Source organism: Zwartia panacis (assembly GCF_030410395.1).
GTDB classification, from domain to species: domain Bacteria; phylum Pseudomonadota; class Gammaproteobacteria; order Burkholderiales; family Burkholderiaceae_B; genus Zwartia; species Zwartia panacis.
This window is the reverse complement of sequence record NZ_JAUHHF010000003.1, coordinates 271225-285359: the sequence shown is the minus strand read 5'-3', so window position 1 is coordinate 285359 and position 14135 is coordinate 271225. Positions and strand designations below refer to the sequence as shown.

At 49.7% G+C, this 14135-nt stretch carries 13 protein-coding genes; 8 read left to right on the top strand and 5 right to left on the bottom strand.

Translation table 11 applies throughout. The features are described from left to right. Positions 1-15: 15 nt before the first annotated feature. The gene (locus tag QWY30_RS06105; RefSeq protein WP_290239518.1) at positions 16-585 is read right to left on the bottom strand and encodes a lipocalin family protein; all 570 of its coding nucleotides are present in this window, start codon (positions 583-585) and stop codon (positions 16-18) included. A 158-nt stretch (positions 586-743) separates the two neighbouring features. Here QWY30_RS06105 and QWY30_RS06100 point away from each other — a divergent pair, with 158 nt between their 5' ends. Next, the gene (locus QWY30_RS06100) at positions 744-2162 is read left to right on the top strand and encodes an SLC13 family permease (RefSeq protein ID WP_290239195.1); all 1419 of its coding nucleotides are present in this window, start codon (positions 744-746) and stop codon (positions 2160-2162) included. Next, entirely contained in the window at positions 2159-3181 is a 1023-nt protein-coding gene (locus tag QWY30_RS06095) for a hypothetical protein (protein ID WP_290239193.1), read from the top strand. The genes QWY30_RS06100 and QWY30_RS06095 overlap by 4 nt, the downstream gene beginning before the upstream one ends. Here the strand turns inward: QWY30_RS06095 and QWY30_RS06090 are convergent. From QWY30_RS06090 to QWY30_RS06080, 3 genes are all read right to left on the bottom strand, one after another. After that, the gene (locus tag QWY30_RS06090; protein ID WP_290239191.1) at positions 3178-4851 is read right to left on the bottom strand and encodes a formate--tetrahydrofolate ligase; all 1674 of its coding nucleotides are present in this window, start codon (positions 4849-4851) and stop codon (positions 3178-3180) included. The two genes, QWY30_RS06095 and QWY30_RS06090, sit on opposite strands and share 4 nt — an antisense overlap. Positions 4852-4876: 25 nt before the next feature. Then, positions 4877-5641 (bottom strand): outer membrane protein, encoded by a 765-nt coding sequence (locus QWY30_RS06085; RefSeq protein ID WP_290239189.1) that lies wholly within the window; start codon positions 5639-5641, stop codon positions 4877-4879. Positions 5642-5750: 109 nt separating this feature from the next. Further along, positions 5751-6665: a LysR family transcriptional regulator gene (locus tag QWY30_RS06080; protein ID WP_290239188.1), complete on the bottom strand. Its 915-nt coding sequence runs from the start codon at positions 6663-6665 to the stop codon at positions 5751-5753. 112 nt (positions 6666-6777) lie between these two features. Here QWY30_RS06080 and QWY30_RS06075 point away from each other — a divergent pair, with 112 nt between their 5' ends. Both QWY30_RS06075 and QWY30_RS06070 read left to right on the top strand, forming a co-directional pair. Next, a complete protein-coding gene (locus QWY30_RS06075; RefSeq protein ID WP_290239186.1) occupies positions 6778-7674 on the top strand; it encodes an NAD(P)-dependent oxidoreductase in 897 nt (298 codons plus the stop codon). Positions 7675-7706: 32 nt separating this feature from the next. Further along, positions 7707-9233: an aldehyde dehydrogenase family protein gene (locus QWY30_RS06070; protein ID WP_290239185.1), complete on the top strand. Its 1527-nt coding sequence runs from the start codon at positions 7707-7709 to the stop codon at positions 9231-9233. Positions 9234-9241: 8 nt separating this feature from the next. On the opposite strand, the gene QWY30_RS06065 is transcribed toward QWY30_RS06070, so the two are convergent. Continuing rightward, entirely contained in the window at positions 9242-9811 is a 570-nt protein-coding gene (locus tag QWY30_RS06065) for a DNA-3-methyladenine glycosylase I (RefSeq protein WP_290239182.1), read from the bottom strand. 173 nt (positions 9812-9984) lie between these two features. Between QWY30_RS06065 and QWY30_RS06060 the strand changes: the two genes are divergently transcribed. Genes QWY30_RS06060 through QWY30_RS06045 form a run of 4 tightly spaced genes read left to right on the top strand, consistent with a single transcriptional unit; the run spans position 9985 to position 14116 of the window. Then, positions 9985-11427: a TolC family protein gene (locus tag QWY30_RS06060; protein WP_290239180.1), complete on the top strand. Its 1443-nt coding sequence runs from the start codon at positions 9985-9987 to the stop codon at positions 11425-11427. Further along, the gene (locus QWY30_RS06055) at positions 11408-12418 is read left to right on the top strand and encodes an HlyD family secretion protein (RefSeq protein WP_290239178.1); all 1011 of its coding nucleotides are present in this window, start codon (positions 11408-11410) and stop codon (positions 12416-12418) included. The genes QWY30_RS06060 and QWY30_RS06055 overlap by 20 nt, the downstream gene beginning before the upstream one ends. Next, a complete protein-coding gene (locus QWY30_RS06050; protein WP_290239176.1) occupies positions 12399-13313 on the top strand; it encodes a hypothetical protein in 915 nt (304 codons plus the stop codon). Before QWY30_RS06055 ends, QWY30_RS06050 begins: the two co-directional genes overlap by 20 nt. Next, positions 13301-14116, top strand: a complete 816-nt coding sequence (locus tag QWY30_RS06045) for an FUSC family protein (protein ID WP_290239174.1) — start codon at positions 13301-13303, stop codon at positions 14114-14116. The genes QWY30_RS06050 and QWY30_RS06045 overlap by 13 nt, the downstream gene beginning before the upstream one ends. Positions 14117-14135: the final 19 nt, after the last annotated feature.

The following is a 14135-nucleotide window of genomic DNA, read 5'->3' as shown; positions in this document are numbered from 1 at the left end:
TGGCTGCCCTGGTTTTTAGTGATCTGTCCTGTTGTGCTCTACCCAGATCAGCTTGTCTGTCGCAAACCCCATTTTCTTGGCCTCTGCGACGAGTTGCTCACGGATGGCGGGAGCGAGAACCTTGCTTCGAGCCAGTATCCATAAATAGTCGCGATCTGGCCCCGCGACAAGCGCCCATTGATAGTTCGCCTGATCGAGGGCGAGTATATGATAACCACCGTAAAACGGACCAAAGAATGAGACTTTGAGAGAGCCTTGATTTTGGCTGCCAGTGAACAGGGCGCGTCCCGTGGCTGATTTCCACTCATCTTTTTTAGTATTAAAGCCACGATTGATCACCTCGAGGCTGCCATCGGATTTCAGTGAATAAGTCGCGCTGACATCGGTCAGGCCGCGCTCGAAAGAGTGATCGAGACGGACAATTTCATACCATTTTCCCAGGTAGCGGTTGACATCGAAGGGCGTGACCGAGGTCAGGCCCTCGGGTGGGGCCGTGGAGCAACCCGTGACTGAAATCGCCAAACCAGCCACCAAAAGGGCTCCCAGAAAAATGCGGGACAGCGCTGACGAGACAGAAATAAGCATTTTCATGATTTCAAAAGATGATCGTCGATGGGATGTGGACGGACTCACACGCTAGTTTCTCATGGAAAGATCGGGAGCGCTCGTTTATGATGACATCCAATTTCCGATTCGTTGAAATACTATTTTTCGCATCTTTGTAAAAAAATTACAAAAAATATATGAATCGTCTGGATTCCAATGAAAAAGCTTCTGCTCGCGAGCTTGTAGGCTGGTCTTCGCTTTTAATTATTCCCCCAGCGCTTTATTTCACGGGAATTTTTTATGAATTGACTGTTCAGGCCGCATTGTTTGTCGCCATATTGTCCGTGGTGATTCTGATGTGGTTGTTTAATTTGCTGGACGATTACATCCCTCCCATGCTTGGGATGTTTGCGTCCTTGTTTTTCGGTCTTGCGCCTGCGCCGATCGCCCTCTCGGGGCTCGCCTCCCCGAGCCTGCTGACACTGATGGGTGTGTTTGCGCTGGCGACGGTCATCACTACTTCAGGCTTGGGTCGTCGGTTTGTCCTGAATCTTCTTTTAAAGGTCCCGGATCGATTGTTTTGGCAACAAAATATTCTGGTCTGTTGCGGACTATTGCTTTCTTTTGTCTCGCCGTCTGGCAATAGTCGCGTGACCTTGATGCTGCCCCTCTTCAAGGAAATCAGTGATGCGCTCAAACTCTCCAAACGAGGGCTGGGGATCACTTCCTTGATGGCGGCGACCTATGGGGGAGCGATGTTGTTTTCGACCGCACTCTCCAACAGCAAGTCTGCCAGTATTGCTGCGCTGAGTATGCTGCCTTTGCACCTGCAAAACCAGTATCTAGGTGTATTTTGGATCGTTGCGGCCAGCGTGCCAATGATCATTTTACTGATCATGCATCTTGTCTCGATGCGTGTGATGTTCCCAGTCGACAGTGCACAGAAGTTATCCAAACAAACGGTGGCGCAACATCTCAGTGAGCTGGGCGGATTGACACAAAAAGAGCGAATCGCGGGTCTGGCGTTTGTGTTTTTCTTTGTTGGTTCTCTGACGAGCGGCCTGCACCATGTCAATACGCCGAGTATTGCCGGTCTGACGATTTTACTGTTGCTTGTTGTAGGTGCCTTCAGTAAAACTGACTTTCAAAAATCGATGGATTGGCCCATGATTTTTTTCATGCTGAGTATGGACAGCATGATGAGAACGATGGCGCATCTGGGTCTGGACCAGCAGCTCGCCCGGGCAATGAGTGAGTTGTACTCGTTCGTGGATGGAAGTTTTGTCCTCTATACGCTCGCGACCTTGACGACGACACTCGTATTGCGACTCGCGTTTCCAGTGGCTGCCGGGATGTTGCTAAGCTTTGTGATTTTATTGCCTGTCACGATTTCTCAGGGCTACAGTCCATGGATCTGCGTGTTTATGACCGCGATATTCAGCGATATCTGGTTTTTTCGCTATCAAAACTCAATTTATCTGATCATCTGGAGCTCAGAGTCTGTGGCGGATTATGACCATGCACAGTTCATGCGTCACAACATGATCATGAACCTAGCGCGTGTGCTGTGTGTCTTGGCGGCGATCCCATTCTGGTCATGGATGTCTCTGATATGAAAAAGATACACCTGCGTCTGCTAGTTGCCCTGACTGTATTTGCCTTTTTCTGTTGGGTCTTTCTCTCCACGACAAACAGGCCCAGGATCCTGGTGTTGTTTCCCCTTAATCCGACAGCCGACTGGTCCATACGGGTGGAGACGGGCATCAAGAAAGGTTTGGTGAGTAACAGGCGCCCCGTTGCGGTGACCTATCACTACATGGACATGAATAATGAATACTCCGAGCAACAGTTACACGTGGCAGTTGCTTCGGCTGTTCGGGCCATTGAGAGGGAAAAACCTAGTATCTTAATTTCTGTGGATGACGAGACGAACAGTCTGGTGACAAGCAAACTTGATCCATCTCGCAGACCACCCGTCGTCTTCACTTCAATGTTGCAGTCTCCGGAGTCCTATGGGTATTCGTCCGCGACGCGTGCGACAGGCGTCTCTGAGGATATGCCCACAGCGGCAATCGTTGAACTCATGAAAGTACTGAAGCCCCAAGAGTCCCTGAAGGTGGCGGCAATCGGCATCAACGATGTGACGGGTCGCAGCGAGATGAAAATTATTCAAACCGCTGACTGGGGCCCCCATACTTTGGGACCTGTCGCACTGGTCGATGATTTCAAGGATTGGCAGGCCTTTATCAAGGGTCCTGCGAGTCAAGCCGATATTTTGATTGTTCTGACCACTGATCTGTTGAAAAAAGAGCGTGGTGGAGAATACATGCCTGAAAAGGAGATCGTGGCCTGGACGCAGGCTAATGCGTCTCCATTATCGATCGGCGTGCGCCTGAGCTATGTCCGTTATGGTGGCGGTCTTGCCATCGCCATGCCAGGCGAGGTTTTTGGACGTAAAGCGATGGAAATGTCGTTGAAGTGGCTCGACGCAGGTCTGGATCGATCCCCCCCTCCTGTTGAAAAACCGAATGATTTTGACGTGGCAATCCGTTCATCGGTGCTGCGGGAGAGGGGTGTGGTGTTGCCGAATGTTTATCGTGAGCTCGCGCGCTCCTCCGGAAGTCTCTATCCTTAGGAAAGTCCGGTGATCTCTCCGTTTTCGTTGATGTCGATTCCGTTCGCAGCGGGTATGACGGGCAGGCCAGGCATGGTCATGATGTCGCCACAGACTACCACGACGAAGCCTGCACCCGCGGCGAGCCGAACTTCACGAATGACCAGCGTGTGACCGCTTGGCGCACCGCGTAATTTGGCATCCGAAGAAAACGAATATTGAGTTTTTGCGATACACACAGGCAAATGGCCGTACCCATCGGCTTCGAGCTGTGCAAACTGGGCTCTAACCTTGGCGTCACAGGAGATACCGTCAGCGCCGTAGGTTTTGATGGCAATCGTGCCCACCTTTTCCAGCAACGAAGCGTCGTCCTCGTATAAGAATTTGAAGTGATTAGGTTGCTCGCACAGTTTGACGACGGCGTGCGCCAGATCTGCTGCGCCTGGTCCGCCTTTGGCCCAGTGTTCTGCCAGGACCACTTCAACACCAAGCGCAGCCGCGGTGGATTTTAGGAGCGCAATTTCCGCAGGTGTATCCTCAGTGCGATGATTGATCGCGACCACGCAGGGCAGGCCAAAGTTGTGCTGGATGTTGTGGATATGGCGCTCGAGATTCACGAGACCCGCGCGCAGTGCTTTAAGGTTTTCAACGCCAACGTCTTTGACTTCAACACCGCCATGATATTTCAAGGCGCGCACGGTGGCGACCAGTACGACGGCCGATGGTGTCAAACCTGCTTTTCGACATTTGATATCCAAAAATTTTTCTGCACCGAGGTCCGCGCCAAAGCCCGCTTCAGTGACAACATAGTCTGCGAGTTTGAGGGCCGTTGACGTGGCCAGGACAGAGTTGCAACCGTGCGCGATATTGGCGAAAGGGCCGCCATGGACCAACGCCAGATTATTTTCAAGTGTCTGAACGATGTTTGGTGCCAATGCTTCTTTGAGCAAAGCCGCCATCGCACCTTGAGCTTGTAGGTCGCGCGCCCGGATGGGTTTGCCGGATAAAGAATGCCCGACCACGATATCGCCCAGGCGTTCTTTCAAGTCCTGCAAGTTATTGACCAAACAGAAAATCGCCATGACCTCTGAGGCGACCACGATATCAAAGTGATCTTCGCGTGGAAAACCGTTGGCTGTGCCACCCAGACCCACAACAATTTGCCTCAAAGCGCGATCATTGAGGTCGACGACGCGTCGCCAGGTGATGCGTCTGACATCAAATTGCAACTTGTTGCCGTGATGAATGTGATTGTCGATCAGCGCAGCCAGGAGGTTGTTGGCCAATGCGATGGCGTTGAAATCTCCCGTAAAGTGCAAGTTGATATCTTCCATCGGGACGACTTGCGCCATCCCGCCGCCCGCAGCACCGCCTTTCATGCCGAAAACCGGTCCAAGCGAGGGCTCGCGCAAACAAATCATGGCGCGCTTGCCGATATGGTTCAGTGCGTCGCCAAGACCGACGGTAGTCGTTGTTTTACCTTCTCCCGCCGGGGTGGGGGATATTGCCGTCACCAGGATCAGTTTGCCATTGGGACGGTTCTGAAGTGAGCGGATGTAGTCCAGCGAGAGCTTGGCTTTATATCTTCCGAAGGGCTCTAAGGCGTCCTCCGGGATATCTGCCTTGGCGGGAGCGAGCTTGAGAATCGGTGTTTTATTGGCGGCTTGGGCAATGGCAAGATCTGAACGCATAGAGATCAAATAAAACCTGGAGTTTTTAGAACCTGTATCCTAGACCAATTAAGACCGTCATGGCGCTCGCGGAGGGGTTTTGGCTGATATTTGTGATGACAGTGTCTTCACCACTTTGGCCTGAGAGCGAACCATTGAGGGAGGCGCTTGAATACTTCATGTAGTTCGCTTCGGCATAGACGTACAACCCACCCTCGATCGCTTTTCTGTAACCCAGTCCCAGTATGTACCCACCCTGATTCGAGGTCGCGGTCAGACCTGTTGCCGAATCTTGGGCCGGACGTGTGAACTGGACATTTTGATTCGAATACCCTGCTTTTGCGTAAAGCAGATCTTGCCGGGTCAATGCGTAGCCGGCGGTTAAAAACACATTGAAACGATCTGAGGCTTTCAGTTGCTGCCCAACCGCAGGTGTGGACTGTATGAAAGCGGGATTTCTAGCTGAGAACTTACTCGTGGTTTGCGCAAGAAATGAATAGTCCGCGCCAATGCCCAATATCCATTTTTCATTGAGTGAAAAGTTGTAGCCCATACCAACAACAAGCGGCATGCCTGAAGCTGTTTGGTTGGAGGCGATATTGGTGCCGCTGCTGTAATACTCAGGGGGGCTGACGTTTGTGTAACGTAAAGATGTGTTTGTAAACGAGTTGGATTCATAGCCCGTCGAGAATTGACCATAAAACCCTTGGAATGGGTTAATTCCGTTACCGGAATTTGCCGTGGCGATCATTGGCGCAAGGGTAACCAGAACGATGGTCGTGATAGTTAAATGTTTTCTTGTCGTCTTCATCACTTTCTTGTTCCTGTGTGTCAATACAATCTTCTGAACAAGTTTAGTGTGTGGGATCAGGTCTTGATTCGACTGATCCTGCATTGTCGTTATTGGTCGTTATTGATGATCATTTTCTGAATGCCTGCATACTCGAGATGAGATGTATCAGTAATTGATTCGCCGCGATGGGAAGCTGGCGGCCAAGTCTGGTAACAATATGAGCCTCGGCGTTGGAAAGGATTGGATGATCAACCTCCAGGGCAATCAATTCGCCCGCATGGATTTCTTGTGTCACTGAAAACTCCGGCAGCAGACCGATACCAAGACCGGCTCTCACGAAATGTTTCAAGATTGAAATCGAGTCGGTCATCAGCCTGGGTACGAGCCGAATCTGGTCCATTTGCTCAGCCATGGCGATGAGTTGACGCGTTCCATAAGAGCCATGCATTAAAGCGACAGGGCAGTCACAGATCTCAGAGAGCTTTGGTCTAGTTTTTTGTCGTGTAAGCGGATGGCCCGGTGGCATGATGGCGCAAAGTGGTTGCCTGACAGCCGCGCGTGAACGAATATTTTTCGACGGAAACGGGTTGTAAACCAGCCCGATGTGGGCAAGGTCCTCTGATACCTGACGCAACACATCATTCGTGCCGGCGAGATTCATTGTGATGGACAGCCCGGGATAACGTCCCCAAAATTCCTGAATAGGCGGGCCCATCAAATCGCCGACAAATCCCTCTCCAAGCACCAGATCAATATGGCCATCTTTCAGGCCGCGCAGCTCTTGAATTTTGGTGACCACATCATCTTGATGTGAACGATGCTGGCGGTAGTAATCGATCAATATTTGACCGGCTTCAGTCGCTTTGACGCCTCGGCCAAGGCGCTCCATCAGCGTGACGACTAGCTCGCTTTCAAGCTGTGCGATTTGCCTGCTCACTACAGATGGGTTCATGTCCAGTTTATCCGCGGCCGCTCTGACTGAGCCGCAGGTGACCGCCTCGAAGAAATATCTGACGCGTCGATCGTCGATCGCAATGTTCATGGCAGGCTCGATTGAGGTGATGATTAATTTGTTTCAATTGTTGACTTAAAAGCAACGAAATTATACGGATGTTGCTATTGTTTGAGGATCTTGCTTATGGGACGCTGTCGTTTTGAGGGGGAATTCGCGAATGTTTAAGCGTATTGGACTGATTGGTCTGGGGAATATGGGTCGAGGGATGGCGTTGACCCTCAAGCGGCAAGGATTTGAGGTGGTGGGCACCGACGTGGCGATCACGACGCGAGAAGCCTTGTCCAAGGAGGGCATTTCAGTCAGGGAAACGATTGGAGAGGTTGTCGCCGAGTGCGACATCGTGCTTTTGTCCCTACCCACAGCTGCGATTGTCGAGGATGTGGTGACTGGATCTGGGGGGATTTTGGCGAATGTCAAACCCGGATTGCTCGTGGTCGATACCTCGACCTCACATCCAGAGACGACACGCAGACTTGCCGAAAATCTGAGGCGCGCGGGGATGAGAATGCTGGATGCGCCTGTGAGTGGGGGTCCCAAGGGTGCGATCACGGGCACGATGGCGATGGTGATTGGAGGTGCCAAGGAGGATCTCGCCGAAGCTGAGCCCGTACTCGCTGCCATGACTGCTAAACGTGTGCATGTAGGCGAGATCGGTGCCGGACATGTTGCCAAAATCGCGAACAATCTTTTTGCCGCGGCGCATTTGCTGATCGCAGGCGAAGTCACGAGGATGGCCGAAAAAGCGGGTGTACCGACTGAACAGTTGCTCCAAGGGATTAATGCGGGCTCTGGTCGAAGCTTTATCACCGAACATAGTTATCCCACTTGGATTATGAATGGCAAGTTTGACTCTGGTTTTACGATGAAGTTGATGCGCAAGGACGTTCGACTCTCTCAGGAACTGATTTCGGCGCTTGCGATGGATTTGCCGATGGCTGCAAAGGTCGCCGAGCTATGGGCGCTGAGTGCCCAGTCTATTGCAGATGAAGAGGACTTCAACAGAATCGTCGAACTTGGAACACGCGATCAGGCTTGATCGCATTCAAATTCAATTGATAGAGAACAAGCATGAGTGCAACGCAAACACAGCAATTACTCCAGGCCTATCAAGTCTTTTTCCCGAAAGGACTCGTCGGTTCATATGTATCCGGAGAAATGATTCCTGGGGACGGCAGTGAAATCAGTCTGATCAATCCTGCGACAGGTGATGTCTATTTGAAATATAACGATGCCTCAGAAAGCATCACACAACAAGCTTGCATCGCGGCGATGGCCGGACAACAAGTGTGGGCAAGGCTGAGCCATGCAGAACGAGGCAGGCTGATGCAAGAGGTCGGTCGCTTGCTGCGCGCAAATATCGAACCACTTGCCCAACTCGAGTCGATCTCGGCCGGCAAGCCGATTCGCGATTGTCGCGGCGAGGCACTTCGCGTCGCAGAGATGTTTGAGTATTACGGCGGCTGGACAGACAAACTCTATGGACACGTGATTCCTGTGCCAAGCGGTCATTTGAATTACACCCGACGTGAGCCCTTTGGCGTCGTTCTGCAAATCACCCCGTGGAATGCCCCGATGTTCACTTGTGGATGGCAGATCGCGCCCGCGATATGCATGGGAAACGCGGTGCTGCTCAAGCCATCAGAGTTGACCCCCTTAAGTTCACTTGCTGTCGCTAAACTGGCTGAGCAGGCAGGTATACCAAAAGGTGTCATCAACATCCTCGTCGGATATGGCCATACTGTTGGTCAAGCCGCGTTGAATCACAAAGCAGTCAAAAAAGTGATCTTTGTGGGTTCACCCGCAACGGGCGGAAAAATCGCTGCGGCAGCAGCTGTGCGGGGCATTCCATGCGTGCTGGAGCTGGGCGGAAAGTCGGCCAACATTGTTTTTGATGATGCGGATTTGGAACGTGCTTGTATCGGTGCGCAAGCGGCGATTTTTGGGAGTGCCGGTCAGAGTTGCGTGGCGGGCTCACGTCTTCTGGTGCAACGGGGGATTTATGAAAAGTTTGTCAAAATGGTCGCTGATGGGGCAAGCAAGATACGTGTAGGCGAGCCCGCTTTAGCAGAAACAGAAATTGGTCCCATACAGAATGCCAAGCAGCATCAGCACATCATGAACATGATTGAAACGGGTGTGCGTGAGGGCGCTGAAATCGTCGGTGGACAAGCATCTGAAAAGCTGCAGTCATCCGGCTTTTATGTTCGACCGACCGTTTTAAAAAACGTGACAAACGAGATGGCTGTGGCGCGGACTGAAATCTTCGGACCGGTGGTGGTCGCCATTCCGTTTGACACGGAAGAGGAGGCGATTCGAATCGCGAACGACAACGATTTCGGGTTGGCGGGTGCGGTATGGACCCGGGATATTGGGCGCGCTTTTCGTGTCGCGGGTCAAGTCAAGGCGGGCACCTTTTGGATCAATATGTATAAAGTGATTAATGTTACCTCTCCTTTTGGAGGCTACGATGCCAGTGGACATGGGCGTTCGAGTGGTGTCGAGGCGCTACAGGAATATACCCAAGTTAAAAGTGTATGGGTCGAAACGGCCGAAAATCCGAATCAGCCGTTTGGGTATGCGCCATCTCTTGACTAGAAACGGTCTTAGGCTAGACGGGTGACTGGCAAATGACGGTGACAACTCACCAAATGATCATTGACCATCCCCGAGGCCTGCATGAAGGCATAACAAATCGTCGAGCCGACAAATTTAAACCCGAGCTTTTGCAATGCTTTGCTCATCGCATCAGACTCGGGCGTTTTGGCTGGAACATCGCTGGGCGATTCACGATGGTTTTGAAGCGGTTTGTGTCGGACAAATTGCCATAAAAAATCACTGAAAGTTTGTCCATCGCGCGTGAGTGCCAGATAGGCCTTTGCATTGATGATGGCGGCGGAGATTTTTAGTTTGTTGCGAATGATGCCTGGATCATTCAAGAGCGCATGAACTTTTTTATCATCATAGCGGGCGATGCGAGCCGGATCGAAAGCATCGAAAGCTTGACGATAGTGTTCCCGCTTTTTAAGTACCGTCGACCACGAAAGTCCTGCTTGGGCACCTTCAAGAATCAGGAGCTCAAACAAGGCGCGATCGTCACGCAGCGGCACACCCCATTCTGTGTCGTGATAATGCCGATATAAATCAAACCCTTCGCACCAGGGGCAACGTTGCATGGAACTCTCGAAATCTAAAGGCTACGGCCAGAGCGGCAAATTGGTTGGTTCTGATGGAACAAACCAATCTTGTACAATAATTTCAATTTTGAAAATCATCAGGTTTCCAGACCTTTCCCGCTTGGCGCGATTTTTTAAAAATAATTAACCCTCAGTCAAATTAACATAAACATATGCGTTACAGGTCGGTATTGGTTGCCATACTCTCAGCATTATCAGTGACCGGCTGTATGTTTCATGGCGATACGCCGACTGCTGAAGCACCCCAGTCATTTTCGATTGTCAACACTAGCGCTCCAGAAAAAAACCTTCCTGAAAATCCCTGGTGGAAAGAAGTGGGTAGTCAAGAGCTGGACAGCCTTGTGTCCGAAGCCTTGGAAAATAATAAGCAAATTTCAATTGCACGCAAGAATATAGAGATCGCCCAAAGCTCTCTGGACACTGTCAAACTAGGTTGGCTGCCCAGCCTGAGCATCATGGCAGGGCCGATTCGAAGTAATGGTCTTGTACTGTTGCCCAATCTGCCAATGCCTTTGGCTGGAACAGGCAGTTTCTTAGCATTTTTGCCGACGTGGATGGTCAACGTGATTCAGTTGCCCAGCCGAACCAAAGAAGCGGAAAAAAATGTAGAGATCAGCGTGGCTGAGTTCCTGGCCATGAGAGCGTCGATCGCTGCTCAGGTTGTCTCTTCGTATGCTCTTTTATTGGCTTGTATCGAAGAAGAAAATATTCTGAATGCGCTCAAAAAAAATGTAAGCGCTCAACTTAGTACCGCGCGTTCTATGACGCTGCGGGGATTGAACACAGAAGTTTCAACAAATGAGCAAGATTCTTATCTCCAGAAAATCGACGCTCAAGTCGTAACCAATCATGCCAATAAAATCGCAGCTAAAAATGCTCTTTTAACGCTGGTAGGGCGACCGCTGACTCACTTCACTCCCAGTGAAAGATTTGGCACGCTCAAACTGGACTCCATTGCCCCAGGCAATACGCCGACCTCGGTGTTGGCTTCTCGTCCTGACGTCGCGGCTGCGAGAGCAAAAATCCAAGCGACAGACTACGGTCTCTCCGCGACAGCCAGTTTATTTGCTCCGACGCTCACCTGGGCTGGGGCGAGCCTGAACGCATCGGCGAATGTCAATGGTACAAGAGAGCGATTGACAGAAACCGTGCAATTAGGACTTTTAACTTGGACGCTTGATCCACAGTTCATCGGTAAAGTGATCTCTGCGAACAAGCAATACGATGGCGAAATCATTCGCTACTTTAGCGTGGTCGAAAACGCCATGAAAGAAGTTGATAATGCTCTCGCGGACTTTGAAGCCAAAAAAACATCACTGGTTAAACAAGAAAATGCTCTTGCAAACTCCAGAAAAAATATGAAGACGTATCAAGCCATGCTCAAAAATGGTTTGCTCTCTGAAACTCAATATTTGCAAACTGTCGGACAATTTGATCAGGCCAATATGGCGATTGTCCAGACCAAGCTGCAAACGATTATCTCTTTGTCAAAGCTCTATCAAAGTATGGGTGGCGGCGCGACCTATGGACAACAACAGTACAGATTAAAAAATCAATCCATTGCAGGAATCAGTCGTGACAACACCCAAAAATAACGTCAAGCGGGCCAGCATGCAAAAACCAAAATTCACCACCATCGTATTTTTGATCGGTGGTCTTGTGATACTTGGATATTATTTGTTGGGTGTTTTTCATTTTACGGACAATGGTTTCGTGGTTCAGCTGTCGACGCCTATCGCTCCCCGGGTTTCTGGAGTTGTCACAGAAGTACATGTCAAAAATGGCCAGCGCGTGAAAGCGGGGGATGTACTGGTGAAGCTTGATCCCACCAGTTATGAGCACAAGCTGCAGTCGGCTGTGGCCCAGTATGAACAAGCATTGATCTCTCATGAAGTTTCCGTTCAGAAGATCAAGGTTTCGGAAAATAATCTCCTGGCGGCCAAGGCTGCGTTGGATACGCTTCGAGGACAGTTCAACGCAAAAGATCATCCCGGTGTCAGGGCGGGTGTGCCACAAATTGATATGTCGGATCTAAGAAACAAGATCAAGGCTCAGAATAATCAGGTTGAATCTTTAAAAGTACAAATCGATATTGATCGTCTGCAGGTGCAGATGCAAGAAAAACAAGTGCACGCTCTCAAAGCGGCCATGCTGAACGCTGAGACAGAACTCAAATACACCTCTGTGATCGCTCCTGTGGATGGCGTCATTGAAAACGTTTTTCTCGGGATCGGCACCCATGTTTCTTCAGTCAGCGGGATGTTTACCTTGATCAATGATGGGGCAACATACATTCAGGCCAATTATGAGGAAACCGAACTTTCAGGCGTTAAAGCTGGCGATCGGGCAACCATTTATCCGAGAATATATTTGGGACAAAAAAGTTTTGAAGGTGTTGTCGTGGCGAATCCTTTTGGGGTTTCGAGACAAATGAATACACCTTTGTCCGGCTCCCCACACGTTGCGACTGAAAACAAATGGTTATTGCTGCCACAAAGATTACCCGTCATCATCAAAATCAACGATGTGGACGAGAAATATCCGCTTATTAATGGCATGAGCGCGTATGTCCGGCTTCACAATTAGCAATAGATTTTTAGATCCCTATGATCCTTTTTGGATCTGCCGCACCCTTGCCCTCAAAATGGGTACGGTGGCGATTTTGCTTTTTCTTTGTAACGCCTTTTTGATGGCGCCTTCCTCTTCAGTGCCCTTTATCTTGACAACGATCGTGGGCACGGCTGCATCTGAGATGTTGCCCACTCATTCCAAACTTAAAAAACTTGGCACATTATTCGGTGTCGTATTCATTCTCGCGATTCCGAGTATGTTGTTTGGTCTGTTTTCTTATTTCAAGCTGAGCTTGTTTCTGCTGGTGATTTCTTTCACATATTTCGCTTTGCGTTTTATGGCGATCAATCCCAAAACTGCGGCTATTCCTGTCATGATGATCACTTGGGGGCTGATGCAGTTGGCAGGCGGCGCAGGCACAAATCTGAACGCGGTGGGTAACAACTACTTCTACTATGTTGAGTTTGCTTTTGTAGGAGCGATCACAGTCCTTTTTTTTCCGAACTTCTCGCCCAACATATTTAAAAGCGCTTTCATTCGAGTTTTGGAGAATGATGCAAAAAGAATTGGAACAAAGGACTTTAAAAATAGTGAGGCCATCGTCCTTGGTTCCATGTCCATGATGCGTTCAAAGCTGCCTTTACTGCCCGAGACTTACCAGGTTCTATACGAGTCGATCATAAAATTTCAACATGAATGCACCAAATTGAGATGTTCCAAACTCAATCCATCAAGTGAAGAAGAGCAACGCCTTGTGAGTTCCCTGATCAAGTCGCTCATACTTGCGGTGAGTCACAATAAAGAGTTTTCCGATATAGACGATCAGCTGAGTCAGCTGCAAGTGTCCAATCAGGCGTTGCATGAAGCCTTACATCGCATGATCGAAGGATATGACCAATGTCTAGCGTAGCGACTCGGACACGCGTCAACCAGATCACGATCATGGTTGGCATTTCATTTTTATTTTTTGTACTCACCAACTGGGAGCAGGGTATTTGGGTGGTCTATTCGACCTTGGTAGCCGCAGGACCTCTCAGCACATTTCTTGGCTTTCAAAAGGGCAGAGATCGATTTTTGGGTACCTTAGCTGGCGTTTTGGTGGCGTTCTGTCTTGAATACTATTTAAGATTCAATCCCTCGCATTTGCCTGTCGTCGCATTTTTTATCGCACTTATAGCGGGTTTCATGGTCACCCGGCCATACAAGTACTTTATCGTGATCATCACGATCTGCACGTGCATGGGCTATACCTACATGAATATGCCCTATACCTCTTTTGCACCGACGTCCTTTGTGATGGACAGAGTCATCGGCGTTTTTGTGGGCGTATCGATTTTTTATATTTGTCAGCGCTTTATTTTTGGAACAGGTAATTCCAAACTTGAATTACTCGAAGAGAGTGCTGAAACATTAAAAAAACTGCAAGCGACACTCATCCAGTATCGGGATAATCCAACGTTGGTGACCGCGTATCAATGTGCTGAAGATGTGTTCACCCATACTCGTGATATCAATAGTTACATTGAAACCGCTCACTTTGTTTTTGGTCACGAGTCTAATTTTGAACTTCGCTATGCCAAACAGGTGGTCATGCTGAATAACCGGGCACTCAAGCTGCTTGTGGACGAGGCTTCTACGACTGTCCAAGATAAGATCAACAAGCTTCTGCATATTGTTGAACTCAAGCTTGAGCGTCAATCAATGAATCTTTGACTGATTTGAATCGCTTGGC

What these genes read in the sequence shown, in the direction of transcription:
- QWY30_RS06100 (WP_290239195.1), top strand. Translation starts at nt 744, where the DNA reads ATGAATCGTCTGGATTCCAATGAAAAAGCTTCTGCTCGCGAGCTTGTA.
- QWY30_RS06085 (WP_290239189.1), bottom strand. Translation starts at nt 5,641, where the DNA reads ATGAAGACGACAAGAAAACATTTAACTATCACGACCATCGTTCTGGTT.
- QWY30_RS06045 (WP_290239174.1), top strand. Translation starts at nt 13,301, where the DNA reads ATGTCTAGCGTAGCGACTCGGACACGCGTCAACCAGATCACGATCATG.
- QWY30_RS06080 (WP_290239188.1), bottom strand. Translation starts at nt 6,665, where the DNA reads ATGAACATTGCGATCGACGATCGACGCGTCAGATATTTCTTCGAGGCG.
- QWY30_RS06065 (WP_290239182.1), bottom strand. Translation starts at nt 9,811, where the DNA reads ATGCAACGTTGCCCCTGGTGCGAAGGGTTTGATTTATATCGGCATTAT.
- QWY30_RS06105 (WP_290239518.1), bottom strand. Translation starts at nt 585, where the DNA reads ATGCTTATTTCTGTCTCGTCAGCGCTGTCCCGCATTTTTCTGGGAGCC.
- QWY30_RS06090 (WP_290239191.1), bottom strand. Translation starts at nt 4,851, where the DNA reads ATGCGTTCAGATCTTGCCATTGCCCAAGCCGCCAATAAAACACCGATT.
- QWY30_RS06060 (WP_290239180.1), top strand. Translation starts at nt 9,985, where the DNA reads ATGCGTTACAGGTCGGTATTGGTTGCCATACTCTCAGCATTATCAGTG.
- QWY30_RS06050 (WP_290239176.1), top strand. Translation starts at nt 12,399, where the DNA reads ATGTCCGGCTTCACAATTAGCAATAGATTTTTAGATCCCTATGATCCT.
- QWY30_RS06070 (WP_290239185.1), top strand. Translation starts at nt 7,707, where the DNA reads ATGAGTGCAACGCAAACACAGCAATTACTCCAGGCCTATCAAGTCTTT.
- QWY30_RS06095 (WP_290239193.1), top strand. Translation starts at nt 2,159, where the DNA reads ATGAAAAAGATACACCTGCGTCTGCTAGTTGCCCTGACTGTATTTGCC.